The 26,487-nt window shown below is 60.0% G+C and carries 28 protein-coding genes; 12 read left to right on the top strand and 16 right to left on the bottom strand.

Features of this window, described 5'->3' with window-relative positions; all coding sequences use genetic code 11:
- The first annotated feature begins 277 nt into the window (after positions 1 to 277).
- The gene (locus BCM02_RS35280; protein ID WP_187434228.1) at positions 278 to 448 is read left to right on the top strand and encodes a hypothetical protein; all 171 of its coding nucleotides are present in this window, start codon (positions 278 to 280) and stop codon (positions 446 to 448) included.
- 229 nt (positions 449 to 677) lie between these two features.
- Here the strand turns inward: BCM02_RS35280 and BCM02_RS15085 are convergent, their stop codons facing one another.
- The 3 genes from BCM02_RS15085 to BCM02_RS15075 all read right to left on the bottom strand — a co-directional run bounded on the left by BCM02_RS15085 (position 678) and on the right by BCM02_RS15075 (position 3,760).
- Positions 678 to 2,525: a hypothetical protein gene (locus tag BCM02_RS15085; protein ID WP_148929928.1), complete on the bottom strand. Its 1,848-nt coding sequence runs from the start codon at positions 2,523 to 2,525 to the stop codon at positions 678 to 680.
- Positions 2,522 to 2,863, bottom strand: a complete 342-nt coding sequence (locus tag BCM02_RS35275; RefSeq protein WP_187434227.1) for a hypothetical protein — start codon at positions 2,861 to 2,863, stop codon at positions 2,522 to 2,524. The genes BCM02_RS15085 and BCM02_RS35275 overlap by 4 nt, the downstream gene beginning before the upstream one ends.
- A gap of 123 nt (positions 2,864 to 2,986) precedes the next feature.
- Positions 2,987 to 3,760: a MerR family DNA-binding transcriptional regulator gene (locus BCM02_RS15075; protein ID WP_148930149.1), complete on the bottom strand. Its 774-nt coding sequence runs from the start codon at positions 3,758 to 3,760 to the stop codon at positions 2,987 to 2,989.
- A gap of 207 nt (positions 3,761 to 3,967) precedes the next feature.
- On the opposite strand from BCM02_RS15075, the gene BCM02_RS15070 reads away from it, so the two are divergent.
- Positions 3,968 to 4,474 (top strand): DUF6022 family protein, encoded by a 507-nt coding sequence (locus BCM02_RS15070; protein ID WP_148929927.1) that lies wholly within the window; start codon positions 3,968 to 3,970, stop codon positions 4,472 to 4,474.
- A gap of 213 nt (positions 4,475 to 4,687) precedes the next feature.
- A complete protein-coding gene (locus BCM02_RS15065) occupies positions 4,688 to 4,927 on the top strand; it encodes a glutaredoxin family protein (protein WP_148929926.1) in 240 nt (79 codons plus the stop codon).
- Between the two features lie 84 nt (positions 4,928 to 5,011).
- Here BCM02_RS15065 and BCM02_RS15060 read toward each other — a convergent pair whose 3' ends face one another.
- Positions 5,012 to 5,914: a LysR family transcriptional regulator gene (locus BCM02_RS15060; RefSeq protein ID WP_148929925.1), complete on the bottom strand. Its 903-nt coding sequence runs from the start codon at positions 5,912 to 5,914 to the stop codon at positions 5,012 to 5,014.
- Positions 5,915 to 6,156: 242 nt separating this feature from the next.
- Between BCM02_RS15060 and BCM02_RS15055 the strand changes: the two genes are divergently transcribed.
- The 3 genes from BCM02_RS15055 to BCM02_RS15045 all read left to right on the top strand — a co-directional run bounded on the left by BCM02_RS15055 (position 6,157) and on the right by BCM02_RS15045 (position 8,550).
- On the top strand, positions 6,157 to 6,669 hold the full coding sequence (locus BCM02_RS15055) for a MarR family winged helix-turn-helix transcriptional regulator (RefSeq protein WP_148929924.1): 513 nt from the start codon (positions 6,157 to 6,159) through the stop codon (positions 6,667 to 6,669).
- Positions 6,650 to 7,741: an alpha/beta fold hydrolase gene (locus tag BCM02_RS15050; RefSeq protein ID WP_187434226.1), complete on the top strand. Its 1,092-nt coding sequence runs from the start codon at positions 6,650 to 6,652 to the stop codon at positions 7,739 to 7,741. The genes BCM02_RS15055 and BCM02_RS15050 overlap by 20 nt, the downstream gene beginning before the upstream one ends.
- A gap of 245 nt (positions 7,742 to 7,986) precedes the next feature.
- The gene (locus tag BCM02_RS15045) at positions 7,987 to 8,550 is read left to right on the top strand and encodes an NAD(P)H-dependent oxidoreductase (protein ID WP_148929922.1); all 564 of its coding nucleotides are present in this window, start codon (positions 7,987 to 7,989) and stop codon (positions 8,548 to 8,550) included.
- A gap of 5 nt (positions 8,551 to 8,555) precedes the next feature.
- On the opposite strand, the gene BCM02_RS15040 is transcribed toward BCM02_RS15045, so the two are convergent.
- Together BCM02_RS15040 and BCM02_RS15035 are read right to left on the bottom strand one after the other, a co-directional pair.
- On the bottom strand, positions 8,556 to 8,894 hold the full coding sequence (locus tag BCM02_RS15040; RefSeq protein ID WP_148930148.1) for a winged helix-turn-helix transcriptional regulator: 339 nt from the start codon (positions 8,892 to 8,894) through the stop codon (positions 8,556 to 8,558).
- A 98-nt stretch (positions 8,895 to 8,992) separates the two neighbouring features.
- Entirely contained in the window at positions 8,993 to 9,601 is a 609-nt protein-coding gene (locus tag BCM02_RS15035; protein WP_222871012.1) for a hypothetical protein, read from the bottom strand.
- 284 nt (positions 9,602 to 9,885) lie between these two features.
- Between BCM02_RS15035 and BCM02_RS15030 the strand changes: the two genes are divergently transcribed.
- Genes BCM02_RS15030 through BCM02_RS15020 form a run of 3 tightly spaced genes read left to right on the top strand, consistent with a single transcriptional unit; the run spans position 9,886 to position 11,740 of the window.
- On the top strand, positions 9,886 to 10,680 hold the full coding sequence (locus BCM02_RS15030; RefSeq protein WP_148929921.1) for a PhzF family phenazine biosynthesis protein: 795 nt from the start codon (positions 9,886 to 9,888) through the stop codon (positions 10,678 to 10,680).
- A 5-nt stretch (positions 10,681 to 10,685) separates the two neighbouring features.
- Positions 10,686 to 11,414, top strand: a complete 729-nt coding sequence (locus tag BCM02_RS15025) for an AzlC family ABC transporter permease (RefSeq protein ID WP_148930146.1) — start codon at positions 10,686 to 10,688, stop codon at positions 11,412 to 11,414.
- Entirely contained in the window at positions 11,405 to 11,740 is a 336-nt protein-coding gene (locus BCM02_RS15020; protein WP_148929920.1) for an AzlD domain-containing protein, read from the top strand. Before BCM02_RS15025 ends, BCM02_RS15020 begins: the two co-directional genes overlap by 10 nt.
- A gap of 89 nt (positions 11,741 to 11,829) precedes the next feature.
- Here the strand turns inward: BCM02_RS15020 and BCM02_RS15015 are convergent, their stop codons facing one another.
- From BCM02_RS15015 to BCM02_RS15000, 4 genes are all read right to left on the bottom strand, one after another.
- On the bottom strand, positions 11,830 to 12,924 hold the full coding sequence (locus tag BCM02_RS15015; protein WP_148929919.1) for a carbohydrate ABC transporter permease: 1,095 nt from the start codon (positions 12,922 to 12,924) through the stop codon (positions 11,830 to 11,832).
- Position 12,925: 1 nt separating this feature from the next.
- Positions 12,926 to 14,008 carry a carbohydrate ABC transporter permease gene (locus BCM02_RS15010; protein ID WP_148929918.1) on the bottom strand — a complete coding sequence of 361 codons (1,083 nt, stop codon included), beginning with the start codon at positions 14,006 to 14,008 and terminating at the stop codon, positions 12,926 to 12,928.
- 78 nt (positions 14,009 to 14,086) lie between these two features.
- Positions 14,087 to 15,502, bottom strand: a complete 1,416-nt coding sequence (locus tag BCM02_RS15005; protein ID WP_425466179.1) for an ABC transporter substrate-binding protein — start codon at positions 15,500 to 15,502, stop codon at positions 14,087 to 14,089.
- A gap of 484 nt (positions 15,503 to 15,986) precedes the next feature.
- Positions 15,987 to 16,991: a LacI family DNA-binding transcriptional regulator gene (locus tag BCM02_RS15000; protein WP_148929917.1), complete on the bottom strand. Its 1,005-nt coding sequence runs from the start codon at positions 16,989 to 16,991 to the stop codon at positions 15,987 to 15,989.
- A 542-nt stretch (positions 16,992 to 17,533) separates the two neighbouring features.
- On the opposite strand from BCM02_RS15000, the gene BCM02_RS14995 reads away from it, so the two are divergent.
- Together BCM02_RS14995 and BCM02_RS14990 are read left to right on the top strand one after the other, a co-directional pair.
- Positions 17,534 to 17,923 carry a VOC family protein gene (locus BCM02_RS14995; RefSeq protein WP_148929916.1) on the top strand — a complete coding sequence of 130 codons (390 nt, stop codon included), beginning with the start codon at positions 17,534 to 17,536 and terminating at the stop codon, positions 17,921 to 17,923.
- Between the two features lie 11 nt (positions 17,924 to 17,934).
- Entirely contained in the window at positions 17,935 to 18,777 is an 843-nt protein-coding gene (locus BCM02_RS14990; protein ID WP_148929915.1) for a phosphotransferase family protein, read from the top strand.
- A 92-nt stretch (positions 18,778 to 18,869) separates the two neighbouring features.
- Here the strand turns inward: BCM02_RS14990 and BCM02_RS14985 are convergent, their stop codons facing one another.
- From BCM02_RS14985 to BCM02_RS14975, 3 genes are all read right to left on the bottom strand, one after another.
- Positions 18,870 to 19,301, bottom strand: coding sequence for a hypothetical protein (locus BCM02_RS14985; protein ID WP_148929914.1), 432 nt, complete (start codon positions 19,299 to 19,301; stop codon positions 18,870 to 18,872).
- Positions 19,302 to 19,415: 114 nt separating this feature from the next.
- A complete protein-coding gene (locus BCM02_RS14980; RefSeq protein WP_148929913.1) occupies positions 19,416 to 20,399 on the bottom strand; it encodes a glycoside hydrolase family 43 protein in 984 nt (327 codons plus the stop codon).
- 85 nt (positions 20,400 to 20,484) lie between these two features.
- On the bottom strand, positions 20,485 to 22,602 hold the full coding sequence (locus BCM02_RS14975; RefSeq protein WP_148929912.1) for an alpha-glucuronidase family glycosyl hydrolase: 2,118 nt from the start codon (positions 22,600 to 22,602) through the stop codon (positions 20,485 to 20,487).
- A gap of 94 nt (positions 22,603 to 22,696) precedes the next feature.
- On the opposite strand from BCM02_RS14975, the gene BCM02_RS14970 reads away from it, so the two are divergent.
- Positions 22,697 to 23,494 (top strand): Nif3-like dinuclear metal center hexameric protein, encoded by a 798-nt coding sequence (locus BCM02_RS14970; RefSeq protein ID WP_187434225.1) that lies wholly within the window; start codon positions 22,697 to 22,699, stop codon positions 23,492 to 23,494.
- Between the two features lie 358 nt (positions 23,495 to 23,852).
- Here the strand turns inward: BCM02_RS14970 and BCM02_RS14965 are convergent, their stop codons facing one another.
- The 3 genes from BCM02_RS14965 to BCM02_RS14955 all read right to left on the bottom strand — a co-directional run bounded on the left by BCM02_RS14965 (position 23,853) and on the right by BCM02_RS14955 (position 26,430).
- Positions 23,853 to 24,479 (bottom strand): polysaccharide deacetylase family protein, encoded by a 627-nt coding sequence (locus tag BCM02_RS14965; protein ID WP_148929910.1) that lies wholly within the window; start codon positions 24,477 to 24,479, stop codon positions 23,853 to 23,855.
- A gap of 102 nt (positions 24,480 to 24,581) precedes the next feature.
- The gene (locus BCM02_RS14960) at positions 24,582 to 25,505 is read right to left on the bottom strand and encodes a carbohydrate ABC transporter permease (protein ID WP_148929909.1); all 924 of its coding nucleotides are present in this window, start codon (positions 25,503 to 25,505) and stop codon (positions 24,582 to 24,584) included.
- 13 nt (positions 25,506 to 25,518) lie between these two features.
- Positions 25,519 to 26,430 (bottom strand): ABC transporter permease, encoded by a 912-nt coding sequence (locus BCM02_RS14955; RefSeq protein WP_148929908.1) that lies wholly within the window; start codon positions 26,428 to 26,430, stop codon positions 25,519 to 25,521.
- Positions 26,431 to 26,487: the final 57 nt, after the last annotated feature.

Here is a 26,487-nt window from a genome sequence, read left to right as displayed (position 1 = left end):
GTGTCAATGTAAAAAAAGGAAATCCGATCGGGAATTGAAGCAATACCCCCGAGACCTCTTATCGAAAATACGAAAGATTCAGACGCCGCGGCCCGCGTAGCCGAGAGTTAGGTCGTGGATGCGAATGCCGGATTCGTTAATCGGAGCCCGGCCAGAAGTAACTCGGTTGGCTATTTGCGCAAATAAAATAAGCCTACCGATCATCGATAGACTTCTGAATATACCGGAAACGCATGACAGACTTGGGTGGGACAGGAAGCCTCCGGGAAGGCGGTGCATGCCTATGACGTTTACGTTCGAAGAAGTGATGTTGCTCGGGATATTCGTTCTCGCGTTACTCACGTATCTTAACGGCAAGGCGAAACGGCTGGCGCCGTCTATTAGCGGCGATGGCGAGTTTCGTTCCGGAGAAGCTGATTGGTTTGCGTTCACAATCCGAGGATTGTGAATGCAGCATTCAGCGATAGAAACGAAAATAACCCGCCCAGGTTAGCGCCACGGGAACGGGTTATTTCTCTGTTACTTTGCGGAGGATTCTCACCCAAGTGTCGTGCAGGGAGAGCGTTGGCGCGCTCTCCTGTTTGTTATTTATAATCATACAATGTGCATTAATACACGAAAGGCGATTTGAAACATTTAATTCCGGATTTGCGCTGGCAGCAACCGGTATCTCTCCTTCATCCCACCTTAATGGCGATCAGCAAACCATCCTCCGTCTCTTCGTACTCGAGCGGAATCGGTCCGCCCGGGAACGGCACCTCGATCCGGTAGACGCGCCGCTTGGCATCGCCGCCGGGCTGCTCCTCCGGCACGTAAGCATCCTGCTCCCCGGCTTTCGCGATATACAGAAGCACCTCTCCCAGACTGGCATGTGCATACAATCGCTTCAATTCGGCGCTCCACTCCGCGGCATCCCGCTCCGGCGCCGTCACGGTTACGCCTTGTTGACGCAACATCTGAAGCAGGTCCGCCACCATGCGCCCGTCTCCTTGCTGAAGCGCGGCCGCAAGCGTCATATAGGCACGAGCGGTCTTCGGCATCAAGTTAATCCGGTTTCGCGCTTCCATTAGCGCGAAGACGTCTTCCGTCCGATGCTCGTCGGAGAACCAATAGACCTTTACATTTTGCGGGTTGGACGTACTCGTTCCCGGAAGAATGTACCGACCATCCTCGGACATGCGGAAGAGCAGCTGTTCGTCCATCCCCCGCTGATATTGCAACAAGGAAATATCTCGTCCGTCTCCGCTCACCGCGAGATGGAACGAGAACGGTTGGATCGGGCTCGCTTTACCCGGCATGAGGATGACTTGACCGCCGTTCATGCTCGAGTATACCGGCGTGCCGTCGCTAGCGGTATCCCGCACGAGCTGGTACATCAGCTTACTCTCGCGCTGGACTGGCCGCATCTCTATCGTCGTTCCCGTACCAACGCGGGTGTTCACCAGCTCGTCGACCGACCACCGGATATCGGCAATCCCCCGAAGTTCCTTCGGTCCATCCCCAGTGCTCAAGTCCGGCAGCCGCATCGCGATCCGCCACTCCCCGCTCGCCCACCAATACGTCGTAAACTGCCGGTCCGACGCGTAGAAGGCATCGGAGAAATTCGTCCCGTAGGCCATTCCCGCCAACCGTTCTTTGCCGCCGAAATCAAGCGCGTTCAGGTGCTTCCCCGACGAAACGAAAACGCCTGCCGCGACCAACGCCGGCACGAGCGCAGCCCAGCCATAGACGGCGATTCGGCGTTCCTTCTTCTCCGGCAGTAGCAGCGGCGGCACCGCTTCTCCTTCCGCCCGAAGCCGAACGTCCAAGCTCCTCATGAGGCCGGCGATCAGCAAAGTGCCGACAACGACATAGACGACCAGCGGCACCGGATAGCTCCAAGGTTCAGGCAGCCCTCGGAAGAAGCTGATCACAACCGTGCACATTAGCGCGCCTACCGCAAGCGGCAGCCATTCGCCCACATAGCGGCGGAGAATGCGAGGCGATCGCGCGATCGCTTCCCCGAGCGGGAGCTCCTGCAGCACGGCCAAGTATGGCGCAAGCGCGAACGCCAACATCGCAGCCATCGCGAGGAAGCCGAATAGGAAAAACATCATCGCGAACAACATGGCAAGCAAACCCGCGGCGATTTGCAAACACGCAAATCCAAACAGAACGCCAAAATAACGGCGGCCGCAAGCCACGAGCGAGACGCGCCGGCCTTGGATATGGGCTTTGATACCGCCTAGATACATGCCGCGCACGAAACTTTGAAGCACGACTAAGGCGATCGATGCCAGAATCGAGAGGGCGCCCCATTGGGCAGGCCCGGCTTCGAAAAACGTATAAGAGGCTTTCAAGTCCGTGAGCGTCGGCATGTACATCGGCACGGTCGCGTTAATACCGGGCGTCTGCCCCGCCGCCTGCGCGTAAGGAAACACGGAGAAGCCCGCATAAATGCCCAGCCCGATTACCGCCGACAGGAGCACCTCGAACGCAAGCACCAGCACGACCAGCCGCAAATAGACTGCCGACAAACTCCTCATCCGCGACCATCCGCCGTTCTGTTATTCCGAAGCCTAGCCTCCGCCGCCGCGACGAACGGGTAGAGCAGCAACAATGCCAACGTCCAGTAGATCGACATTCGGAACGCCGCACGAAACAAGGACTGCGACCAGCCGTCTTCGCCTATGATCCAGTAGGCGACCGGGTTGGAGATGCCGATGCCGTCGTTCGCTTCGGGTATAAGGCTTTGCGTATAATTTTGAGCCAAACACGCCACCGCGAGCAAAGAGAGACCGGCCGCTAGCGCGACGCCTTTGGAGAACGGATTCCGGACCCCCGCTTTCCGAAGTCCCAAAATGGAGCCGGTAACTACGATCAAGCTAACCGCCCAAAAGACCACGCGCGTCAACCCTTCCTGTAAGACATTTCCTTATTTAGACGCAATCCGGATGACCGATGTTGCACGACGCGTCTGTCGGAAGTAAAATTCCGTCGTCCAACGCTAAACTCTTTCGTCACGCTCCATATCCTGCTGCTCCAACCGCTGTTCCCAAGCCGGACTTTCGCCGAAAGCTCCAGGCCGCGTCGTCCGGATCAGCCGGTATAGATAGCTGACGCCGCGCATCTGCGCCTGATTCAGCTTGTTCATATGCGCCATGGCATCTGTCGCGATACGCATGGCCCCCTGTCCGTCCGCATCGTCCGCGCTCGCCTGGGCGACCGCTTGCCGGAGCATGACCGTATCCGCCGAATAAACGGTATTGCGCAGCACGCCCAGCAGCCGCATGAGCCGTACATCCGACGCGCCGAACAGCCGATAGCCGTTGTCCGGATCCCGCTCCGCCGTCAATAGTCCCGCCTTCTCCCAATAGCGGATGGCCGACTTCGGCACTTTGACCCGCGCCGATGCCTGTTGCAGCGTCAGCCGTTCGTCGCTTCCGGCCGGCTTTGGGCTTGACTGCTCGCTTCTCAGGTCGGCGATTAACGTCTCGAGTCTGCGCTTCTGTTCGCACAGCGCCAACTCCCGCTCTTTGACCAGCCACAATGCCTCGTCCAGTTTGCCCTCACTAAGCAAACGCAGCACCGCTGTCGTTATTTCGATGCTGAAGGCCGGCGCCATCGCCTGAATGCAGGCCAGATAGGCCGCGTGCTCCTCCGTATAGCTGCGATAGCCGTTCTCGGCTCGGATCGCCGGGGGAATCAATCCGTTGGCTTCGTAATTGCGCAAGGTGCTCGGACTAATGCCGAACCTCGCGGCCATTTTCGCCGGATGCATGCTCACGTTCCTTCTCGCTCCTCTCCACGACCAACATTAGCTCTATTATAAGGTTTGGGATGATGAATACAGTATTTTCAGGTTAAATTATCGCTAAACCTTTCAATTTGCACGCATGTTATATGATGAGTGAGCATGAGAAAATTTCGCTGAATGCCGCATCCGCTTACGTGGACGCACACCAATCAGCCTAGGAGGCGTTCTCTGATGAAAACCGAGTATCCGACTTTCCGGCAAGGCATGACGATCGAGGAAATTAGCGAGGCGGGCAACCGCTACATCGTGGCCGAATGGAAGCGGCTATACGAGGAGATGCACGCGGAACTGACGGAGGCATTTCGAACGATCGAAGACGCGGCATACGGCGTGTACTTGGACCGGTTGATGCCGGGCGTGTTCGGCGGTCTGATCGAGGCGGGATTTGACGTGATGGAACCTTTGCGGGAGGACGATTTCGTCATCGGCCAATGCTTGGTGTTCCGCAGCTCCATGGAAAAATGGGGCAGCGAGGATAACCGCTCCCGCGTCTTCTGGAATGTCATTCGCGATGGGCAAGGCGAGCCGATCGGCACGCTGTTGACCGACATCCCCCACTCCCATCTGAAGTTCGATATTCCGTCCAGTCCGAGGTTGTACGCGCTGCGGGAGCATGGACGGACGGAGATCTCGGCGGGCATCCGACGCGTGAAAGGCGAGGGCGGCAAAGAAGACTAAGCGCCGGTTTCGAGGAGAGCAATCGCTCCTAGCTAGGTAACGATCGCACGCTAACGCTTCTGGCAGACGCATGCCCGGACGCTTCCATCGATAGGAAATACCTATCATTTCGATATCATAATCGCAATTGATGATCGAACCGCAACCGGGTAACATCAGTCATGCAAGGGCCGTGCACGACCCGAACCTATATCCGTATAAGGAGTGATTCGAATGTCGAAAGCCGTCTTCTATCATGCCGGATGCCCCGTTTGCGTGGATGCCGAGCAAACCGTTCTGAACTACCTGGATGCCGCCAAGGTTAGCGTGGAGGTCGTCCATCTGGGCGCCGACCGCGACCGTATCCCGGAGGCGGAGCTGGCCGGCGTGCAATCCGTGCCCGCGCTGCTGATCGATGGCAACGTGTATCACATCAATTTCGGCGCGAGCCTAGAGGATGTCAAGAAAGGGTAATGCCGCCGAAGGCGCCCGGAGCGAAAGGGGACGTATCCAACTCGAGTTGGATACGCCCACCAATCAGCTTCAGGCGCCTTTGTCTCATGACATGCCGATTCGCTCTCTCACCGAAGCTTCGAGCTCCTGGATGAACGCCCGGCTGGCCGCGCATAGATGCTTGTGCTTCCTGTAGATTAACGCGACTTCCGTCGGGATCGCCGAGCCCTCCAACGGGATCGCGCGAACGCCCGCGCCGCCGCCGGACTTGACGGCAGATGCCGGCACGATCGAGAGGCCCGCCCCCGTCGCAACCATGCGCAGCAGCGCTTCCGTCGTCGTCATCTCCATGACCGGCTTGAGTTCGAAGCCGAGACCGCCGCACGCTTCATCCAACTGCCGTCGCAGCACGAACGACGGCGGGAACAGGATGGCGGACATATCTCGCAGCGCCGCGAGCGGCAGCGACGTACGCGGCGCGAAGGGATGGTTCGGCGGCACGGCGAACACCAGCTCGTCGCGATAGAGCGGCATGCGCTCGAACAAATCTCCCTCCGCTCCGGCCGACATCACGATGCCGATATCCAATTCGTTGCGGATCAGCCGATCGACGATTTCGCCCGTTCGCGCGCCTTCCACCGACAGCTCGATCGTCGGGTAACGGGCATGGAATCTCGCTAGAGCCGGCGGCAGCAGGTCGCTCGCGACCGAAGGCAGCGCGCCGAGCTTAAGCGAGCCTCGCTTGAGTCCCTGCAGCTCCCCGATGGCGGCCTTTGCTTGGGCCAGCTCGTGAAAGACGTGGAGCGCATGCGTCTGGAGCAACCCGCCGGCTTCCGTGAGCGCGATTTTTTTGCCGATGCGGTCAAAGAGCGGCGTCCCGATCTCATGCTCGAGCAGCCTAATCTGTTGGCTAAGCGAAGGCTGCGCGATGCCGAGCTTCTCCGCCGCGCGCGTGAAATGCAGCTCCCGGCAGATCGCGAGAAAATATTCCAACTGCTTCAGTTCCATCGGCTCGACTCCTCCGCGCGCAATGCGCGTCTTCTATGGATGAACATGCTGCTTTCCCTGTTACGTAATGAATAGTAAAGCCCTTGTACCGCTTCGCTTTCTCATCATACCAGCTATTGCCGACAGCGTCTGTTTCCCATTCGTTCCCGGCCCTGCCGGGGGTTCGAACCGTTGCCCCCTGCCGCCTGCCCTGATATGCTGATTAGACAGGATCATGTCTATTCATCGGGAGATGTACCTAGATGCACGACGACAAACCATTGTTATTGCTCCAGCAAACATACGCCGCCTTAATAGCTTCAGCCCATGGCCTGCAAGCCCAAGGCGACAAGTACGTCGAAGTCTTGACCTCCAGACAATTGATGGTGCTGACGGTCATCGCGCGGATGGCCGACGAACCGGTCACGATCAACGCCGTCGCCCGCGAGATGGGCACGACGAAGCAAAGCATGCGGCAATTGATCGCCAAATTGGAGACGGACGGCATCGTCCTGCTGCAGCAGAATCCGCATGACCGCAGAGCGGTCAGCCTCATCGTGACGGAGCGCGGCCGGAACCTGCTGCAAGCCAACGGCGACAAGAATGTTCATTTTCTGCAACATGCGTTCGATGGACTGACGCGAGAAGAGACCGAGCGGCTGCAAGAACTGCTGGCCAAGCTGCGCCGCGACGATGGCGATGGACAAGCCCGTTCCGCGTTGAACGCGGATGCGGCGCCGGATCGGAGGACGACTCATGATCATACGGCTGTTTAGCCTGCTGCTGTCCGCCGTATCGCCATGGCTTGCGGTCGCAACGGTCGTCCTCCTCGGCGCGCTCAGCTATCGGGCGCGAATGCGGCGACGTCTCGCGCAAGAGCATCGCATCGTGACGGAACACGGAATCGACGAGGAGTTAACGCTCGAGATCGGCGGTCTGCGCCAGTACGTGAACATCCGCGGGCACGACGTCCGCAATCCGGTCATCCTGTACCTCCACGGCGGACCGGGCGGGCCGTTCACGCCCGTTATGCACAAATACCAATTCGGGTGGGAGCGCGACTACACGGTCGTCAACTGGGACCAGCGCAATGCCGGGCGTACCTACCTGCTGAACAAGTCGAAGGCCGGGCAAGTACGGGATTCATTGACGACGGACAAGCTGGTCGAGGACGTCCGCGAGCTCGTCCTATACTTGCGGGAACGATTCGGTCAGGAGAAGATCATTATTATGGGGCACTCTTGGGGGACCGTCTTAGGGAGCCTATTCGCGCAGCGCTACCCGGCATGGACCCGCGCCTACGTCAGCATCGCCCAGGTCGTGCAGCTCCACGACGGCGCCGCGCGGATGGCGGGGGACGTCCGACTGCTCGCCTTGTCGCGGGGAGCCGAGCGGGATGCGGCGGCCGCAGACCGGCTGGCGGAACGGCTGCGACGCGATTTTAAGACGACCGAGCAAACGACGGCCAAGCTGCATAAGCTTGCCGCCAAGCACCAGCCCTACAAGCCGGACTCGCTCTTGTTCCTGAAAGCCGGCAGCGTGTCCCCGACGTTCTCCTTGAAGCAGCTTGTCTACTTCGCCCGGCGAGAGAAACTGCAGGCGCCGCTGACCGAATACTTGAGCGCGTTCGACCTCCGGACGCGCGGTTCCGCGTATGAAGTGCCGGTCATCGTCATGCTGGGCGAATTCGATCGGCCTTACCGGCCTTTGATGGAAGCCCATTACCCCGCGATCCAAGCGCCGCTCAAACAGCTGCATGTCATCGAAGGAACCGGACACGACGCCATGCTGGAGCGGCCCGAGGTATTCGAACGCGTACTGCGGGAGGCGCTGAAGGCGATTTTGTAGACGATGTGATCGCAACGCGAAGGAAGCCGTAAGCAGCCGAACGAGGATCGGCTGCTTTTTGACGTTGTTAGCCCGCGTCTCTTGGCGGCGCGGATGCCGCCTAAGCTTGCGATCGGCGAACGCACCGGGCAAGCGGAACGCTTACCTTTACGATAGTACCTGTTCCAAAAGTGCGTACTTCTCATGCCGCCGCGCCAGCCGTATACTCAGAACACGAATCGACATCCGTAAAAGGAGGCAATCGCATGAATACGCTTATCATCGTCGCGCATCCCGATCTCGAAAATTCCGTCGTCAATAAACGATGGGTCGAAGAGCTTCGCAAGTTTCCGGACCAATACACGGTGCACGACTTGCACGAGGCTTACCCCGACGGCCGCATCGATGCGGACCGCGAGCAGCGATTGGTCGAAGCGCACGGCAACCTCGCGCTGCAATTCCCGATCTATTGGTTCAATTGCCCCCCGCTCCTGAAGAAGTGGCTGGACGACGTGTTGACGTACGGCTGGGCGTATGGCTCGAACGGAGGCGACAAGCTGTTGAATCGCAAGACGGCGCTGGCGGTCTCGGCTGGCATCAAGGAATCGGATTACCGGCCTGAAGGCAGATACCGCTATACGCTCGGGCAAATTTTGGCCCCCTTCGAATCGACGTTCCGCTATTGCCGGGCGGATTACCGATCGCACTTCGCGTACTACGGCACGGAAGGCGAGCCGGGCGAGAATGTGCCGGGGCAGGAGAACGAACCGGCCTCGAACCTATTGGATCGGAGCGCGCGGCAGTACCTGCATTTTATCGACAGCCTCTAATCCGCTCAGAACGGACCGTTCTCCTCGCCCCACGCGCACATCCAATCCAGCAGCGGCATGAGGGAACGTCCGCGCTCCGTCAAGGAATACTCCACCTTGGGAGGCACCTGCGGGAATTCCTCGCGCCGGACCAGCCCGTCGGCCTCCATTTCTTTCAACATGACGCTAAGCGTCTTGAAGGTGATGGTGCCGATCCCGCGTTGCAGCTCGTTGAACCGCATGACCTGATGTTCGGACAACCAATACAGAATGATCATTTTATACTTGCCGCCGATGACGGACAGCGTGTATCCGAAGCCGGTGTCATGGAGCTTGACGCCGGTCGGCACGCACGTATCGTCCATCGTCCGCGCACGCCGTTGTCCCTCGTCGACCTGCGCTCCCGCGGCGTTTGCATTATTCTTCACTGCCTCCGCCTCCCCTAAAATATACGACTCGCGATTCATTTCACATCGAAGACGAGCCGTTTCCTCTCCGTATCGCATTCCCGCGGTCTGCCGATTGGCGTAAAGACGAACGTCATGCCGGCCAAATCATCGGGCAGCGGCGGCCAAACGACGAAGTTGTACGAGCCGTGACCGCTCGAGCTTCCGCCTTCCGTCATCCGGCATTCGTAGTCCTCGCCCGCATTTAGTTCGTATAGGCCTCTCGCGCTCATATGATTCGGCATGTCGTCCGACATGGTATCCCAATCGATCGCAAGGGTGACGATGCTGGCATTGTTATATTGCCGAACGGCGTTCAGCGTGTAGAAGAACCCGTCTTGTTCGAACGATTGCAGCACGGGGATGTACGCTCGAAATCCCTCGGGTTCAACGACGGGCTTAAAGATGTCTTCGTTCATAAGCGTACCGAATAAGACCTTCACAAACTCCTCCTGCAGTCCATTATCCGTCGCCCAACGCTCCACGTATTCGATCGGCGGGTAGCCCGGATTGCCTCCGGAAAGCGCCTTTCGCTGCTTCAAGAGCGCGCACAGCTGCTCGTCGATCGGCAGCAACTTCTCATCGTAATGGTCGGTCGGACGCTCGAACGGCATTCTTTTCAACATCGATCTCCTCCTGGACATGTTGATCCTCCTCTGTTGCATTGCATATGCCGCGCAGAATTTGCGAGCTCCATCTTGTTCGGGGAAGCGGCTGCCGTCCCGTTTACGCGCTATTATTTTACCTTTAATTAGGAAATAACGAAAGCGTTCCAAACAGGACGAGCGCGCACCGCTCCCGCCGCGGCCAAAAATCGTATGGCCTACAATTATCGCGTTGAACCGTCATACCGCCACTGCTACAATGGCACATAGACGAACGATAGCTAGCACAAGGAAGGTGTATGACCATGAAGTATTACGTCGTCGACGCGTTCGCGGATCGCGTGTTCGAAGGCAATCCCGCCGGCGTCCTCGTCACGGACGCGCCGCTGCCGGACGGCCTCATGCAGCGCATCGCGATCGAAAATAATCTCTCCGAAACCGCCTTCGCCGTCCCGGAAGGCGACGATTACCGGCTGCGCTGGTTTACGCCGGGCGGCGAAATCGACCTCTGCGGCCACGCGACGCTCGCGACCGCTTTCGTGATCGCGAATTTCCGCGAGCCTGGCGCGGAGACGATCCGGTTCCGTACGCTGAGCGGCGAGCTTGTCGTCCGCCGGCTCGGCGAGCTATACGAAATGAATTTTCCGAGCCGCATGCCGGCCGTTCATCCGTTCGCCGCTCCCATGGCCGACGCGCTCGGCATCACGCCGCTCGAAACCTACTTGGGCCGCGACCTGATGTTCGTCTTGGAGTCGGAAGCCGACGTCGCGAACCTGTCGCCCGACTTCGCCAAGCTGGCGGCGCTGCCGGATGGGCTCGGCGCGCTCGTGACGGCGCCAAGCGCGGGAGGGAAGCCGTACGACTTCGTCTCCCGCTGCTTCTTCCCGAAGCTGAAGGTACCGGAAGACCCCGTCTGCGGATCGGCCCACTGCAGTTTCGTGCCGTACTGGTCGGAGCGGTTGGGCAAACGGAAGCTAACCGCCCGTCAAGTATCGGCGCGAGGCGGCACGCTCTACTGCGAAGACCTTGGCGAGCGCGTGAGCATTAGCGGGCGGGCGGTGCTCTACGCCACCGCGGAGCTTCATGTCGGGGTAGACTAATGGCCATGGAACAACCGTCAGCAGCGCAGTCCCGACTAGCCGCCGGCGCCCGCGAATTCCGCCAAGGGATGAAGGATTGTCTGCCCACGCTGCCGGGATATCTGAGCATCGGCCTGGCGGCCGGCGTCATCCAGACGACGGCCGGGCTTAGCCTGATGGAGATTACGCTGTTCTGCCTGCTGCTGTACGCGGGCTCGGCGCAATTCATGGCCGTCGGCATGCTCGTCTCCGGCAGCTCGGTGGCGGGGATCGTCATCGGCGCGTTCTTCGTCAACCTGCGCTATCTGCTGCTTAGCGCGGCGCTGTCCCCGTATTTCCGCCATCTGACGCCGCTGCGGAACTTGTTCGTCGGCGCGCTCGTCAGCGACGAGACGTTCGGCGTCGCCATCAGCAAGGCATCGGACGGCAAGGCGATTAGCGAGCGGTGGATGCACGGGCTCAATTTGACCGCTTACGTATTCTGGTGGCTCGCGAATATCGCGGGCGCCATGCTCGGCCAGTGGATCGCCGATCCGGAGCGGTTCGGGCTCGATTTCGCGCTGCCGGCGATGTTCATCTCGCTGATCGTCTTGACGATCCTCGGACGGAATCAGATTCGGACGGATGTCATCGTCGCCATTATCGCGGTCGTCGTGGCAACCCTCAGCTTCTACTTCCTCTCCGGCAGCCTCGCTGTCATCGCCGCGACTCTGATCGCTTCGACGGCGGGATTGGCGGTGGAGCGATGGAAGTAAGAGGGGACGTGCTCTTGGCGATTGTCGGCGCATCGCTCGTCACTTTGCTGCCGCGCGTCGTGCCGCTCATGCTGCTGAGCCGCTTGAGTCTGCCGCAATGGTTGACCAGATGGCTCCATTACGTGCCGGTCTCGGTCATGGCGGCGCTGGTCGGACAGGCGCTGTTCTTCCCGGAAGGCGAGGCCGTCGGACTGAGCGGCAATCTCGCGCTCTACACGGCGGTGCCGTCCTTCTTGGTCGCGATCAAGACGCGCAGCATCCTGGCTACCGTATCGACGGGCATCGTCGTGCTGATGCTTCTGCGGCTGTTATTTCCCGGGACATAAACACAAGCCAAATCCAAGCCAAAAAGCCGCTTCGCGGATTCTCGGAATCCCGCGATAGCGGCTTTTTATACTTGTTACGGCGATGCGCCCTACCCTTTCACCGAACCGCCGAGCAGTCCGCGCACGAAATACTTCTGCAGGGCGAAGAATACGGCGAGCGGCGTCAGCATCGAGATGAACGCGGCCGCGGTCAGCAGGTGCCAGTCGTTGCCTCTCGAACCGACCAGGTTCGCGATCTTCATCGACATGACTTGCACCTCCGGCTGGCTGCCAAGGAAGATGAGCGATACCAGGTAATCGTTCCACACCCACAGGAACTGGAAGATGCTGATCGACGCCAGCGCCGGCACGGTGAGCGGCAGGATGAGGCGGCTGAAAATCGTGAAGTTCGTCGCGCCGTCCATGAACGCCGACTCGAACAGGTCCTTCGGCAGCTGGCTGATCGCGTTGTACATGAAATACGTGATGAGCGGCAGGCCGAACGCGGCGTGCGCGAGCCAGATGCCGGCATACGTGCCGTTGAGGCCGAGCGACGTGTAATCCTTTAAAATCGGGATAAGCGCCACCTGAATCGGCACGACGAGCAGCGCGATGATGATGACGAAGATCGAGCGCCGCCCCGGGAAGCGCAGCCACGCGAACGCGTACGCCGCGAATGAAGCGATCAGGATCGGGATGACCGTGGCGGGCACGGTGACGGCCATCGTATTCCAGAACGACTGCCCCATGCCGCTGCCCTTCTCCGTCTTCGTGCCGCCGTCCGGCAGCGCGATCTTGTACTCCTTGCCGCCCAGTACCGCTTCGTAGTTCTGGGTCGTAAAGTTGGTGATCGCGCCCCAATGCTTCTCCTGCACGTTCAGGAGGCGAGCACGGCGATTTTCCCAAATATAACGCTCATCGCCTACCGTGACGCCGGCGCGCAGCTGGTCGTCCGTATACGTCTGGCCTTTCACGTCGATCGGCTCCCGCAGGTCGGTGTCCCTCGGCAGCGTCAGCTGCTCCACCGTCTGCCATTCCCGGTGCGGCAGCACGTTCCACCAGCCGGATTGCAGGATGTCCGCCGCCGGCCGGAACGAGGAGACGAGGAGCCCGATCGTCGGAATCGACCAGACGAGGCAGATAACCGCGAGGACGGCGTTGACGAGCCACTTCGATTTCTTCAGCTTGCTTCTGCGTTTGGCCATCCTAGAATCCTCCTTCCTTGCGGAACTGGCGCAGGTTGACGATAATGACCGGGATTACCGCGATCAGCAGCACGATGGCGAGCGTCGAGCCGTAGCCCGTGTTTTGATACATGAACAACTGCCGGTAGAACTGCGTCGCCACGACGTCGGTCTCGTATTGGCCGCCCGTCATGATCATGACGACGTCGAAAATTTTCAGCGTGAACACGATAATCGTCGTCGTGACCGACAGCAACGTGCCGGATATCGTCGGAATCATGATTTTGAAGAAAATCGTCCATTCGTTCGCGCCGTCGACGCGGGCCGCCTCCAGCATATCCTCCGGAATGCTCTTGATCGCCGCGGAAAAAATGACCATCGCGAAGCCGGTCTGCATCCAGACGAGGATGGCGATAAGGAATAGGTTGTTCCACGGCTGGATCATGCTGAGCCACGCCTGCGGCTCGCCCCCGAAGGCGACGACGATCGCGTTCAGCAGGCCGATCTGCTCCTGCTCCGGCTGGTAGTAGTAGATGAATTTCCAGATGACGCCCGCCGCGACGAACGAGATCGCCATCGGCATGAAAATAATCGCCTTGGCCACCCGCTCGAAGCTGCTGCGATCCGCCAGAATGGCGATCAACAGGCCGAAGCCGACGCACAGGAGCGTGCCGAACACGACCCATAGCAAGTTGTTGCGCAGCGCGGTGACCAGCAGCCGGTCGGTGAACACGGCCGCGAAGTTGGCGAAGCCGACGAATTCCGTCGAATTCGCGTTCATAAAGCTCAAATACAGCGTTCTTACCGTCGGCAGGACGAGCAGCCAGCCAAGAAGCAGCGCCGCCGGCCCGACGAATACGAAAGGCAATAGTCTCCGCTTCCATTGGTCGGGATACTGCTCGACCAGCCAGTTGAACGAGTAGTAAATGCTGTAGATCCCGAGTCCGCCCCACAGCACGGCCAGCACGGCGTTCGCGATCGGCGGCAGCCCGGAATCCCGGAAGAACAGGAAGATCAGCCAATGCACGCCGATATTCAGCACCGGTACGAGAACGGACAGCAACAGCAAGCGCAGAGCATTGCCTTTTCCAGCTCTAAGCTCCATCCGACAACCTCCTCACATCAATAGAAAAAGAGACGTGCGCGCCGCGTCAGGCGCGCGCACGCCTCCAGCTTGCCAAAGTTATTTCCAGCCGGCCTGAATTTCCTCCATGGCCTTATCCAAATCGACCGTGCCGCTGACGTAGTCCGTCATGCCCTTCCAGAAACTTCCTGCGCCTACCGCGCCCGGCATCAGGTCGGAGCCGTCGAAGCGGATCGTCTTCGCGGACGAGAGAAACTCCGCCATGCGCTTCTCTTGATCGTTCGCGTACCACGACGGATCCGCGCCGTTCATCGGCGCCGTCACGCCGCCGGATTGAATCCACGTCTTCAGCGAGTCTGCCGTCGTGAAGAACTCCATAACCGCGCGTACTTCCGGACGATCGTTGAACATCGCGTAGATGTCGCCCGAGATGAGCGCCGGCTGGCCGTACTGCGCGTCGATCGGAGGCAGCGGGAACCAGTCGAAGCTGTCCGCGCTCAAGCCTTCCGGGAAGAACGAGGTGATGAAGCCCGCCTGGCGGTGCAGCCATGCTTTCGGCGGGTTGTCGAACAGCGGCTTCACGGCGTCGCCGAACGACGTCGTGGCGATCGATTTGCGTCCGCCGTACACGTAGTCGTCGTTGAACCAGATGTCGGACATTTTCTTCACCGCGTTCTTGACGACCGGATCGGTGAACGGCAGCTCGCCGCTAACCCACTTGTCGTAGTTCTCCGGCGTCGTCGTGCGCAGCATGATGTCCTCGATCCAGTCCGTCGCCGGCCAGCCCGTCGCCGTGCCGCTCTCGATGCCGATGCTCCAAGCCGGATCGCCGTCTTTGGCGATTTGGTCGGTCAGCGTCATCAATTCGTCCCACGTCGTCGGCACTTTGTAGCCGGCTTCGTCGAACGCCTTCTTGTTGTACCAGACGAGGCTCTTCACGCTGCTGCGCGCCCAGACGCCCGCATACACGTCGCCAGAAGCTCCCGGCATCGTCGCCATGTCCAGCCAGCTTTGGTTATATTGCTTCTTCAAGTAATCGTCGGTGAGGAACGACTTCACGTCGATCACCTTGCCGTCCTTGACGAAGCCCTTGAGCAGGCCCGGTTGCGGGAAGTCCGCGATGTCCGGCGCGTTGCCGCCGTTCACGCGCACGGAGATCGTCGCCTCGAACTCCTTGGACCCTTCGTACGCGATGTCGATGCCCGTTTTATCCTCGAATTCCTTGATCGACGCGTTGAACTTCTGTTCGTCGGCGTCCGTGAACGGGCCGAACATCGTTACCTTCGTGCCTTTATAGTCACCGTTCAGCGCCTTGGCCACGTAGGAATCTCCCGCCGCCGTATCCGGAGTTGTCGTATTCGTCCCGCCTTGGTTCGTCGTGTCGGTCGTGTTCGTGCCGCCGCCCGTATTACCCGTATTGTTCGTCTCGTTGTTGCCGCCGCAGGCGCTAAGCGCCGCCGATAACGCGAGAACCGTGCCGAACATTACCAATGCGCTCTTTTTCTTCGTTTTCAAAAGACCTCAACCCTTTCCGAATGGTTGCTAGTGTATGGCGCTAACGCGATTGCTTGTGGAGCGGAATGCCAAAATGTTCCGCATCACCTCCTAAAATGCCATAAAACGCGTTTTTTTATTTGTACCCCGTCTAAATCTATGGAGAAACGAATTTCTGAAAAGCTTTTCAGAAACGCTGATTGGTTTGCGTTCAGCCATTCTCCCTCCCCCTTCCCCCTCCGCCGAGGGGAACCAGAGGACTTTGCCCTCTGGACTCCCCTTTCATGCTTTACGTTTGTTCGCGGTTGGCGGGTTGCTTCGAGCTGGCACGCTCTTGTCCTAGCGGACAAAGCTTCATGCGTATGGGACTTTTAGAGTGAAACATATAACACTTGTATTCGAACAAGAGCCGCGTCGCAAGGAGCCCAGCGCGCGATCGAACTTCGAGCGCGTCAGACGCTCACGATGCGAAGGCCGCCGCGAGCGACGCCGACGCTCCCGTGCTTCAGAGGCGGCGGCTCGACTCGCGCACGACCAGCTTGTGCGGAAGCTTCTCCCGCAGAGTATCCACGTGCCCCCCGATCGCCAGTTCATGCAGCTTGCGCACCGCGCGGACCCCGATCTCGTACACCGGCTGAGCGATTGTCGTCAGCTTCGGGATGAACATGCCGGCCATCCGGATATCGTCGAAGCCGATTACCGACAAGTCATCGGGCACGCTTCTGCCGTGCTCGCGCAAATACGAGATGGCGCCCATGGCGAACTCGTCGGAAGCCGCGAAGATGGCGGTCAGCTCCGGCTCGGCCGCGAGCAGTTCCTCCGTCGCCGCGTAAGCGTCTTCGAATCGATGCGCCGCGTACGCGATCGGAGCGTCCTCGGCCTGCAAGCCGCGATCGCGGAGCGCGCGCCGGAAGCCGTCCATGCGCGGCCCTCCGGATATCGTATCCCCCGGCGGGAAGCTGATCATGCCGATGCGGACATGTCCCGAGTCGATTAAGTAGGCGGCGGCTTCGAAGGCGGCTAGTTCGTCGTCGATGTCGATTGACGGAATGTCGTAATCGGGCGCGTTCGTCGAGGCGAGCACGATCGGCATGCGATAGCGCTGCATCTCCTCGATATATTCGGGATGAAGCGCGTCGCTGGCGAAAATGATCCCGTCGACCTGCTTCTCGTAGAAGCTCTGGATATAGGCGATCAGCCGGTCTTTGTCTCGGTCCGTGTTGCAAATCATAAGGCTGTGCCCGAGCCGTACCGCCTCGTCCTGCATCCCCCTCAGCAGACCGGCATAGTACGGATTCTCGATATCCGGGATCATGACGCCGAGCGTGCCCGACTTCTTGTAGATCAGCCCGCGGGCGAAGCCGTTCGGCTGATATTGCAGCAGGTCGATCGCCTCTTGCACGCGCAGCCGCTTCTGCTCGGTCACCGTCTCCGGCGCGTTCATCACGCGAGATACGGTGCTGATCGAGACGCCTGCAGTTCTTGCCACGTCGTGTATGGTCGGTTTCATGCGTCCAAATATCCTCTTCGTTTAGGATGAAGTAAGGCGGCAAGCTGCTGAAAAGCTTTTCTGAAAAGGTTTTCTGTAAGCCCTTACATTTCGTATTATACCCATCGCGGGTAGTTTTGACAACAACTTCTTGGGGTGGTTTGTCCGACCGCTAACACAATAACCGCCAATACATATTTAAGAGAACGTCCCCCCTTATAGATTAATTCTCTTTCTTCGATAGCATAAAATAGGACATTCCTCAGCGCTATAGGAAGGAGCCCGGGACACTCGTTCGCAGAACCCCGACCAAGCTCCGAACGGACTTCTCATTTTGCGGCTCCATTCTAAGCTCACCTGCCTTATTCGTTTTTTTGATTTGCCTTCGACTGGCATTCCTGAGTTCTATCTCTAACTTTCTGACTATCCCAGTAAAAGTGCATTTCCGTTGAGTTCTTTGTTATGAATTGCATGAAGAACGCTTTACAGACGAACATGCATTCAATAAACTATTGTTGGATTAATTTGTAAACTATGAAAATATCGTGTAGAGGAGAGATTCCATGTCCAGTCATTCCGCCAACGTCAATGCCCTGGCCGTCCGGCCGAAGATCGGCTCCGTCCTCGTCAAGACTTCGGACATGGCCCGTTCCGTCGCCTGGTACTGCTCGCTGCTGGGTCGCCCCTTTCCCAAATCGCCTTACCCGCCGATCGTCTCCATCCCGCTCGAGAATACGGTCTTGTTGCTCGACTCGATCGGGGACGAACCGGTGTCGCCTTCCCAGCACGCGCTGTTCGCGTTCGATTCCGACGATATCGACCGAAGCCTGGAGCAGTTGGGGCGGCTCGGCGTTCGGATCGTCGGCGAGGGCATCGAGCGGTTCCCCGACGTCGCGTTCATCACCGTGCAAGATCCGGACGGGCACCGTCTGATGATCGTCCAATCGTTCTAAAAGGAGGCATTATGATGCTAGGACCGCGCATCGCGGAAGGATCGAGCTGCGAGGTGTACGAATGGGGCGGCCCGGACAAGATCGTCAAGCTGTTCTACGCGGATACGCCGCCGCAAGCGGTCGAACTGGAGTATGGCAATAATAATGCGGTCTGGGAGTGCGGACTGCCGGTCGCAAGACCCTACGAACGCGTGAATTGGGAAGGACGCGACGGAATCGTGTTCGAGCGGGTCGCCGGGGATACGCTCGTCAGCCGGCTGTTCGCCAGATTGAACGCCATGGAACCGATCGATGCGGAGCTGCGTCTGCTCGCGGACGTGCTGCATCGGATACACCGGACATCCCCTCCCGGGATCGTCACCGATCAGAAAGCGAATCTGAAAGGCATCATCGCTCGGCCCCCGAGTCTGACGCCGGATGAGACCGCGGCTCTCCATGCGTACCTCGACCGGCTTCCCGCCAAAAGGCAGCTGTGCCAAGGGGACGCGAACCCGAACAATCTCCTCATTCGGGACGTGGACGGCGAAGCGGTCATGATCGACTGGATGCACGCCTCCCTCGGCAACCCGGCAGCGGATGTCGCGGAAGTATGCGTCATGCTGGAGTATGCCGTCCTGCCCCCGGAGATGCCTGAGGAAGCGAAGCGGTTCTTCGAGGAATCACGGGAGGCGGCTTATCGTCTGTTCATCGACGAGTACTGCCGTTCGTCGGGGATGACGGAGGCGGAAATCCGGGACTGGTATGTCCCGCTCGCCGCGCGGGCGATCGCGTCGGGCGCCATTCCGGAGGAACAGACGGCGCGCTTGGCCGCCCTGATTCGGGAGCGGCTGCACGCGGAGAAGATCGAAGAATAGGACAGACAGGTACCACGAAGGCAGCCATGGGAGATTCGTTCACTCCCATGGCTGCCTTTTCTGCTTGCTATGTATCTCTAGCCGCGCGCCGTTCACTCGGCCAACGCTTGCTGCAGCGCGTGAATTTCCCGGTACAGCTGGAGCAGCTCGGTCTCCTTCATCTGAATAAGCAGCGCCAGCTCCTCGATGCGCGCGCGCATGTCGTTCCGGTCTTCGGAACCGGCTTCCGACAGCGAACAGCCGAAGTTCTGGCTCGCCCAGACGGCCGCGGCCGCCCGGCCGTCCGACCGGTAGATCGCGGCGAAGTTCTCGAAGATGGCGTTCATCGTCTGCCTGCGTTCGTAGCTGAGCACGCCCATTCCGTCCTTCGCGTGCGCGACCGCCTGCTGCAGCTGGAAGTCGTTCAGCTTGCCCCGCAGGCTCTCGCCCCGGTCGATCTCGCGGATTAACGACGTATATACGGTTTGGAATAGCTCGGCTTCCGCACGCATGTCTTCCTGAGTTATGTAGGGGAGGGGTTCCATTGGCCGTTGCCTCCTTGGCATGAAAATCTGCTTGACCCTACATCATTCGGAGACGCCCTTCCATTTGGGACCGTGAAGGCCGCAGGCTTGTGCAGTCCCGGCCATCAGCTAGCTTTATTCGCCGTACGGGTCGATCGTGCGGATCGTGCCGTCCTCGTTGTACGACAGCTCCGCCATTTTCACGCTGCGTTTGTTATCCGCCCCGCCGGAGAGCGAGCTGTCGTGATAGAACAAGTACCATTCATCCTGGAATTGCACGATGGAATGATGCGTCGTCCAACCGAGGACCGGCGTCAGGATCGTGCCTTGGAAGACGAACGGGCCCAGCGGGTTGTCGCCGATCGCGTAGACGATCTGGTGCGTCGTGCCCGTCGAATAGGACAAGTAGTAGCGACCGTTGTATTCGTGCATCCACGGCCCTTCGAAATAACGCCGCTCCTCGTCGCCTGCCAGGATCGGATTGCCTGCATCGTCCACGATCTCGATCTCGCCCGGCTGCTCGCGGAACGTCAGCATGTCGTCGCTGAGCCGAGCCGCGCGAGGACCCAATGCGGGCTCATCGGCCCCCGGACCTTCGCCTGCCGCGTCGTATTCGCCCGTCCGCCACTTCTCCAGTTGGCCGCCCCATAGACCGCCGAAATACATGTACGCCTGGCCGTCATCGTCGACGAACACCGCCGGATCGATGCTGAAGCTGCCCGGAATATAGTTCGGTTCCGCCGCGAAAGGACCTTCCGGCCGGCTGCCCGTCGCGACGCCGATGCGGAACACGTCCTCGTGGTCGCGCGCCGGGAAGAACAAGTAGTATTTGCCGTCCCGGGACGCCGCGTCCGGCGCCCACATTTGCTTCGAGGCCCATGGCACGTCCTTCACATGCAGCGCTTCGCCGTGGTCGACGCATTCGGCGTCCGCGTCTTCCATGGACAGGACATGGTAATCCTCCATATCGTACTGGTCGCCGTTATCATTCGATTCGCGCTCGTTGTCGAGGTCATGCGACGGGTAGATGTAAATTTTGCCTTCGAATACGTGCGCCGACGGATCGGCGGTATAGATGTGTTTCACGAGCGGCTCGCCGCGTTTGGTGCGCTGCGTCATGTTCTCGCTTCCTTTCCTCGTTCCGAAATTGGTTGGTATTGCGGGACATACGTTTGGCACTGCCCGTCGTTCGCTGCAACCGTGCTTAATAAATCGTGCGGCCCCGTTCGTCGGGCACGCCGCTCTTGCGGTAGAAATACGTGTTGATTCGGTCGCGCCACTCCTTGGCGTGCTCGGCCTGCTCGCGGAATCGAGCCAACGCCTCGTCGTAGTCGTCCGCCGGGACGAGTCCCTCAAGCGATGCCCACCGTTCGGCCAGCCCCGCGGCGCGCAGCGCCCCGTCAAAATGCGTATCGTAAATATGCTGGATGACCGTAAGCCCGGACTTCAGCCGATGCCCGTACGGGACGTGGTGGAAGAACAGAAGCAGCTCATCCGGACACTCCGCGAACGATTCGTACGTGCCGGCGTTCGCCCCCATGTATTGACCGGCATAGCCTGTTCCCGAAAGAACGGTACGGTCGACCCCCACGCCGTCGCGATCGGCAAAATGGTACGTGCCCCATTTGTCATACTCGTAGCCGTCCACGTTCGGTCCGTAGTGATGGTTCGGGTTGACCATCCAGCCGACGCCGAGCGGCGCCGTGTACGATTCATAGATGTCGAGAGAGTCCATGAGCATGTCGACCACCGCGTCCGCGACCTGCCGGTTCGAGCCGAACGTCTGTAAAGCCCATTCCTCGGCGATCGCCTCGGCGGACAGCTCCGGGTTCCACGCCAGACGGCCGTAGCCGTACAGGTTCGATTGGGCGAGCGGATGGCCGGTCCAGTTCGTATCGGCGCCGATGTTGGATACCGCCGCGAACCCGCCGAGCGCCCGCCCGTGCACGCTGCCGTCCACGACGCGCTTCACCGGAGAAGCTTCGCCGAGCGCGCGCGTCTCGAAATCCAACACGGTCTTCCACTGCGGCACGAGATAGCACAGATGACGCTGCTGGCCGGTATATTCCTGCGTGATCTGGAACTCGACGACCTGATTCGTCCGTTCCATCGCGCCAAGCAGCGGAGAGACCGGCTCCCGGACTTGGAAGTCCATCGGCCCGTTCTTGATCTGCAGCACGACATTGTCCCGGAACGCGCCGTCGAGCGGCAGGAAGTGATCGTACGCCGCCCGCGCGCGGTCCGTCTTCCGGTCGCGCCAATCCTGCTTGCAGTTGTAGACGAAGCAGCGCCAGACGACCAGTCCGCCGTGCGCCTCCAGCGCCTCGGCCAGCATGTTAGCGCCCTCGGCGTGACCGCGCCCGTACGTGAACGGCCCCGGCCGGTTCTCGGAATCCGCCTTCACCAGGAAGCCGCCGAAATCCGGGATCGCGGCATAGATATCCGCCGCCCGCTCCCGCCACCACCGCTTCACGTCCGCATCCAGCGGATCGGCCGTCGGCAAACCGCCGACCTCGATCGGCGCGGCGAAATTAATGCTCAGCAGCAGGCGAATGCCGTAGACGCGGAAGATCGCCGCCAGCTCGGCGATGCGCGGCAAGTAGTCGCCCGTGACGAACCGGGATTCCAGCCGGTGCGCGTTCACGTTGTTGATCGCGATCGCGTTGATCCCGGTCGATGCGAGCAGCCGGGCGTAATCGCGAATCCGAGCCGGGTCGAAATCGATCTCGTCGTCCTTGTAGAAGATCGACGACCCCGCGTAGCCGCGCTCGATGCTGCCGTCGATATTGTCCCACTGGTTAATCATGCGCAGCTTGTTCGCCGGCCGCTCGACTATCTCCAACTCGCTCTCGTCGATCCCCGTCGCCAGCAGCCGCAGCAAGTGAAAGGCGCCGTACAACGCGCCGACCGGTGTGTGAGCGCCGATCGCGGTGACGCCGTCCTTCGCCCGGATGGCGAACCCTTCGCGGCCTAGCTCCGCAACCTCGACACCGAAGATATCCCGCAGTCGCTCGTTCGCCGCGAAGGTGCCGACGAGAATGCCGGGACCAGCGCCGTAAGCTGCATTCGGCTCGGAGTCCCTTGGACCGTTCTCCCCGGCGGCGTCCGTCGCGGTCGCGCTGATCCGAGGCGCAGCGCCGTACATGGTGCCGATCCCTTCGACGATCTCCGTAATTGCCGCGCGCACCGTGTCGTCCCGGTCGTCCGACGCAATCCACGCGTAACGAAGCGACTCCTCTTTGCTTGCCGCCGAGTCCATGCGCGGGTGATATGCGAGCCATGCCCGGTAGCCCGCTTGCCCTTCCTGCTGCTGTTCGTTCATTGCCAGCCTCTCCTTCTTTTTTGGTTCTTGACAATATCAAGGTCCTTCGCCGTAAAATGTTGGACATATCATCCACTCGCAGGAGGACAGGATCATGTCGATTACGATGCAAGACGTCATCGCCGAGCTTCGGGGCGACGTGCCGCTTATTCCGGACACTGCCGATACGCTGGAAGGCGCCGCGATGGAGACGCCCGTAAAGGGCATCGCCGTCGCGTTCATGCCGTCGCAGACGGTGATCGAGCAAGCCGTCGCCCTAGGCGCCAATCTGCTCGTCGTCCACGAAAGCCCCTACTACAGCCATCGTCCGGAACACGCTTCTCATCTGGCCGATGACCCGGTATGCCGGGTCAAACGAGACTTCCTCCGGCAATCGGGGCTAGCCGTCTACCGGCACCACGATTACTGCCACCGGCTGCAGCCCGACCCGATCATGTCCGGTCTGCTGCAAAGCTTGGCGTGGGAAGCGCAAGTCGAAGCGATGCTCCCGACCGCAGCCGTGGTCCGCGTGCCCGCGATGCGCGCCTCGGAGCTGGCCGCGTACGCGAAAGCGAAGCTGTCGCTCCCGTACGTGCGGCTAACAGGCGACCCGGACATGCGCTGCGAACGGGTCGGCGTGCTCGTCGGCTACCGGGGCGGCGGCGCCAACGCCATACCGCTCTTCCGCGAACATAAGCTGGATCTCGTCCTTGCCGGCGAAGGTCCGGAATGGGAAACGCCCGAGTACGTCCGCGACGCCGCAAGCCAAGGCAGCCCGAAATCCTTGCTCGCCATAGGCCATGCGGAGAGCGAAGAACCGGGCATGCGCGCGGTGGCCGAGCAGCTGCGCGGCCGGTATTCGGAGCTGCCGGTCCATTTCATCCCCGGACAGCCGGTGTTTCGGGTAATCTAAAGGGGCCCCGCCCCTTTGATCCAAGTTTTGTTGCAGCCTCCCCCTTCCCCCTCCGCTGAGGGGAACCAGAGGTCTTCGCCCTCTGGACTCCCTTTTCGTGCTGCCACGGTTGTTCGCGGTCGGCGGGTTGCTTCGAGCTGGCACGCTTTTGTCCTTACGGACAAAGCTTCAGCTGGGCTTTCTTTTCGAGCTAGTTCGCTTGTTCGCGGTCGCCGGCTTAGTTCGAGCGGGGCACGCTCTTGTCCTGGCGGACAAAGCTTCAGTGGGTTGTAGACTACTATTGCAACCACCCGGGGCGTCGATTCGCAATAATGGGCTGTAGCCTACTTTCCCTGTGACCTTCGTTTGCCCAGCGCTTCTATCGCCCTTCCCCCATCTCCAGCAACTCCCTCACCGTCACGAGCCGGAAGCCGTCCGCGACCAGCTCGCGGACGAGCGCGCGGACCGCTTCCACCGACTGCGAACGGTCGCCGTGGCCGTCGTGGAAGAGCAGAATGCCGCCCGGCACCAGATGGTCCCGCGACTTGTCGAGTATATGCGCCACGCCAGGCTGCTCCCAATCATGCGTCTCGGTGTTCAACGCGCCGATCGTCGCATAGCCCATCTCGGCCGCCAGCGCCAGCACCTCTTCGTTCGCGGCCAGATAAGGCGCCCGGAACGTGCGGACCGCCTCTCCCGTCACCTCGCGAATGAGCGCGTCCGTTCGGCTCATTTCCTCCGCCGCGGCCTCGATCTCGATGGCCGTCAAATTCGGATGCGCGTACGTATGATTGCCGATCTCGTGCCCTTCCGCATGAACGGCTTCGGCGACGGCGCGGTTCGCTTCGATCTGCTCGCCGATCATGTAGAATGTCGCCTTTCCGCCGGCTTCCCGGAAGATCTCCAGCATTTGCGGCGTATAAACGGCATTCGGGCCATCGTCGAACGTGAAGGCGATGACCTTCTCCCCCGTCGCGACCTGCTTCACTGTCCTTGGTTGTTCCATGTTGATTCGCTCCTCTCCGGCAGGCGGCTCTTGCATACGGCCGCCGCATGCCTACAAGTTCGCGCTTCGCGTCCCTTAGACCTGCCGCGGCCGCCGCCAGTCTTACCCTTTCACGCCGCCGAGCGTCAAGCCTTTCACGAAATACCGCTGCAGGAACGGATACACCATGATGATCGGCAAGCTCGCCACGATCGTCATCGTCGCGCGGATCGACGTCGGCGTGACATAGTTGGCCGCCGCCGAACCGTTCGCGAAGCCGCCCGCCGGATCAATCGAGCTGCCCGAGGCGTTGGAGTTCTGGAGCATTTTCATCAGCTCGTACTGCAAGGTGCTCAACTCGACGTTCGAGGAGTTGTACAGGAAGACGTCGAACCACGAGTTCCATTGATAGACCGCCGTGAACAGCGACGTCGTCGCGAGCACCGGCAGCGTCAGCGGCAGCACGATGCGCATGAACGTCGTGAACTCGCCGGCGCCGTCGATCCGGGCCGACTCCATGAGGCCATCCGGCAGCCCTTCGATGAACGAACGGATGACGATGATGTTGAACACGCCGATGATGCCCGGGATGATGTACACCCAGAAGCTGTTCATCAGTCCCAGTTCCCGCACGAGCAGGAAGTTCGGGATGAGGCCGCCGTTGAAATACATCGTCAGCACGAAGGCCAGCGTAACGAACTTGCGCAGGACGAAATCCGGCCGGCTGATCGCGTAGGCGATCATCGCCGAGCAGAACGTCGAGATGAGCGTGCCGAGCACGGTCCGCATCACCGAGATGAACGTCGCGTGCACGATCGTGCCTTGATCGAATACATACTTGTAGCTGTCGAAGGACAGCTCGCGCGGCCAGAAGTAGATGCCGCCCTTGACGGAATCGCTGGCGTCGTTGAGCGACACGGCCAGCATGTTGACGAACGGATATACGGTCACGATCATGAGGCAAATCATGAACGCGTAGTTGAACCAGTCGAAGATGCGGTCGCCGATCGGGACGCGCCGCTTGTAGCTTTTCTCCGCGATTGCCATGGTGCTCCCCTCCCTAGAACAGTCTGTCCTGGCCGAACCGCTTGGCGATCGCGTTCGCGGAGAACAGCAGGATGATGCTGATAACGGTCTTGAAGATGCCGGCCGCGACGGACAACGAATAGTTGCCGAGGTTCATGCCGTATTTCAAAATGAAAATCTCGAGATTTTCAGAGTAGTCGACGTTAAGCCCGTTCCCGAGCAAATATTGCGGCTCGAAGCCCGTCTCCAAAATTTGGCCGAGGTTCATAATGACGAGCACGATGATGACCGGACGAAGCCCCGGCAGCGTAATATGCCATATGCGCTGGAGCCGGCTCGCGCCGTCCATCTCCGCCGCCTCGTATTGCGCCGGATCGATCGTGGTCATCGCGGCCAGGTAGATGATCGTATTCCAGCCGATGTTCTTCCACACTTCCGAAGCCCCCATGATGCCCCAGAAATACTTGCCTTCGCCCAGCCACAGGATCGGTTCGTTAATAAGGCCGAGATTCATCAAAATGATGTTGATGATACCGCCGTCCGCGGACAGCGCCGTCTGGATGATCGTGGCGGCCACGACCCACGAAATGAAATGCGGCAGGTAGCTGATCGTTTGCACGAAACGCTTGAATATCGCATTGCGCAGCTCGTTCAGGAGCAGCGCCAAAATGATGGCGGTCACGAAGCCCAGCACGAAATTGATCAAGCTCATCGCCAGCGTGTTGCGCAGCACGAGCAGAAACCGGTCGTCCTCGAACATGAACCGGAACTGCTTGAGGCCAACCCACTTCTGGTCGCCGAACCCTTTGGCCGGCTTATAATTCTGGAAGGCGATCGTCCAGCCCCAGAGCGGCAAGTATTTGAATATCGCCAGCCAGATCAAGAAAGGCACGGTCATGAACACGAGCGCGCGCTGGCTGATCAGCCTTTTCATGAACAGTCTCATCGTTCCACTTCCTCTACTTCGGGTGCTATCGGCCTTTCGTTTGCTCTTGGATGCTTG

Origin of the sequence: Paenibacillus methanolicus, assembly GCF_008124765.1 — a bacterium.
GTDB lineage: Bacteria > Bacillota > Bacilli > Paenibacillales > Paenibacillaceae > Paenibacillus_Z > Paenibacillus_Z methanolicus.
Note: the sequence above shows the minus strand (reverse complement) of the source record. Positions and strands in the feature narration are given on the sequence as shown.

Coding starts and splice junctions, on each gene's coding strand:
- BCM02_RS35280 (WP_187434228.1), top strand. CDS start 278: ATGCCTATGACGTTTACGTTCGAAGAAGTGATGTTGCTCGGGATATTC.
- BCM02_RS15085 (WP_148929928.1), bottom strand. CDS start 2,525: ATGAGGAGTTTGTCGGCAGTCTATTTGCGGCTGGTCGTGCTGGTGCTT.
- BCM02_RS15075 (WP_148930149.1), bottom strand. CDS start 3,760: ATGCATCCGGCGAAAATGGCCGCGAGGTTCGGCATTAGTCCGAGCACC.
- BCM02_RS15070 (WP_148929927.1), top strand. CDS start 3,968: ATGAAAACCGAGTATCCGACTTTCCGGCAAGGCATGACGATCGAGGAA.
- BCM02_RS15065 (WP_148929926.1), top strand. CDS start 4,688: ATGTCGAAAGCCGTCTTCTATCATGCCGGATGCCCCGTTTGCGTGGAT.
- BCM02_RS15060 (WP_148929925.1), bottom strand. CDS start 5,914: ATGGAACTGAAGCAGTTGGAATATTTTCTCGCGATCTGCCGGGAGCTG.
- BCM02_RS15055 (WP_148929924.1), top strand. CDS start 6,157: ATGCACGACGACAAACCATTGTTATTGCTCCAGCAAACATACGCCGCC.
- BCM02_RS15050 (WP_187434226.1), top strand. CDS start 6,650: ATGATCATACGGCTGTTTAGCCTGCTGCTGTCCGCCGTATCGCCATGG.
- BCM02_RS15045 (WP_148929922.1), top strand. CDS start 7,987: ATGAATACGCTTATCATCGTCGCGCATCCCGATCTCGAAAATTCCGTC.
- BCM02_RS15040 (WP_148930148.1), bottom strand. CDS start 8,894: ATGGACGATACGTGCGTGCCGACCGGCGTCAAGCTCCATGACACCGGC.
- BCM02_RS15035 (WP_222871012.1), bottom strand. CDS start 9,601: ATGTTGAAAAGAATGCCGTTCGAGCGTCCGACCGACCATTACGATGAG.
- BCM02_RS15030 (WP_148929921.1), top strand. CDS start 9,886: ATGAAGTATTACGTCGTCGACGCGTTCGCGGATCGCGTGTTCGAAGGC.
- BCM02_RS15025 (WP_148930146.1), top strand. CDS start 10,686: ATGGAACAACCGTCAGCAGCGCAGTCCCGACTAGCCGCCGGCGCCCGC.
- BCM02_RS15020 (WP_148929920.1), top strand. CDS start 11,405: ATGGAAGTAAGAGGGGACGTGCTCTTGGCGATTGTCGGCGCATCGCTC.
- BCM02_RS15015 (WP_148929919.1), bottom strand. CDS start 12,924: ATGGCCAAACGCAGAAGCAAGCTGAAGAAATCGAAGTGGCTCGTCAAC.
- BCM02_RS15010 (WP_148929918.1), bottom strand. CDS start 14,008: ATGGAGCTTAGAGCTGGAAAAGGCAATGCTCTGCGCTTGCTGTTGCTG.
- BCM02_RS15000 (WP_148929917.1), bottom strand. CDS start 16,991: ATGAAACCGACCATACACGACGTGGCAAGAACTGCAGGCGTCTCGATC.
- BCM02_RS14995 (WP_148929916.1), top strand. CDS start 17,534: ATGTCCAGTCATTCCGCCAACGTCAATGCCCTGGCCGTCCGGCCGAAG.
- BCM02_RS14990 (WP_148929915.1), top strand. CDS start 17,935: ATGATGCTAGGACCGCGCATCGCGGAAGGATCGAGCTGCGAGGTGTAC.
- BCM02_RS14985 (WP_148929914.1), bottom strand. CDS start 19,301: ATGGAACCCCTCCCCTACATAACTCAGGAAGACATGCGTGCGGAAGCC.
- BCM02_RS14980 (WP_148929913.1), bottom strand. CDS start 20,399: ATGACGCAGCGCACCAAACGCGGCGAGCCGCTCGTGAAACACATCTAT.
- BCM02_RS14975 (WP_148929912.1), bottom strand. CDS start 22,602: ATGAACGAACAGCAGCAGGAAGGGCAAGCGGGCTACCGGGCATGGCTC.
- BCM02_RS14970 (WP_187434225.1), top strand. CDS start 22,697: ATGTCGATTACGATGCAAGACGTCATCGCCGAGCTTCGGGGCGACGTG.
- BCM02_RS14965 (WP_148929910.1), bottom strand. CDS start 24,479: ATGGAACAACCAAGGACAGTGAAGCAGGTCGCGACGGGGGAGAAGGTC.
- BCM02_RS14960 (WP_148929909.1), bottom strand. CDS start 25,505: ATGGCAATCGCGGAGAAAAGCTACAAGCGGCGCGTCCCGATCGGCGAC.
- BCM02_RS14955 (WP_148929908.1), bottom strand. CDS start 26,430: ATGAGACTGTTCATGAAAAGGCTGATCAGCCAGCGCGCGCTCGTGTTC.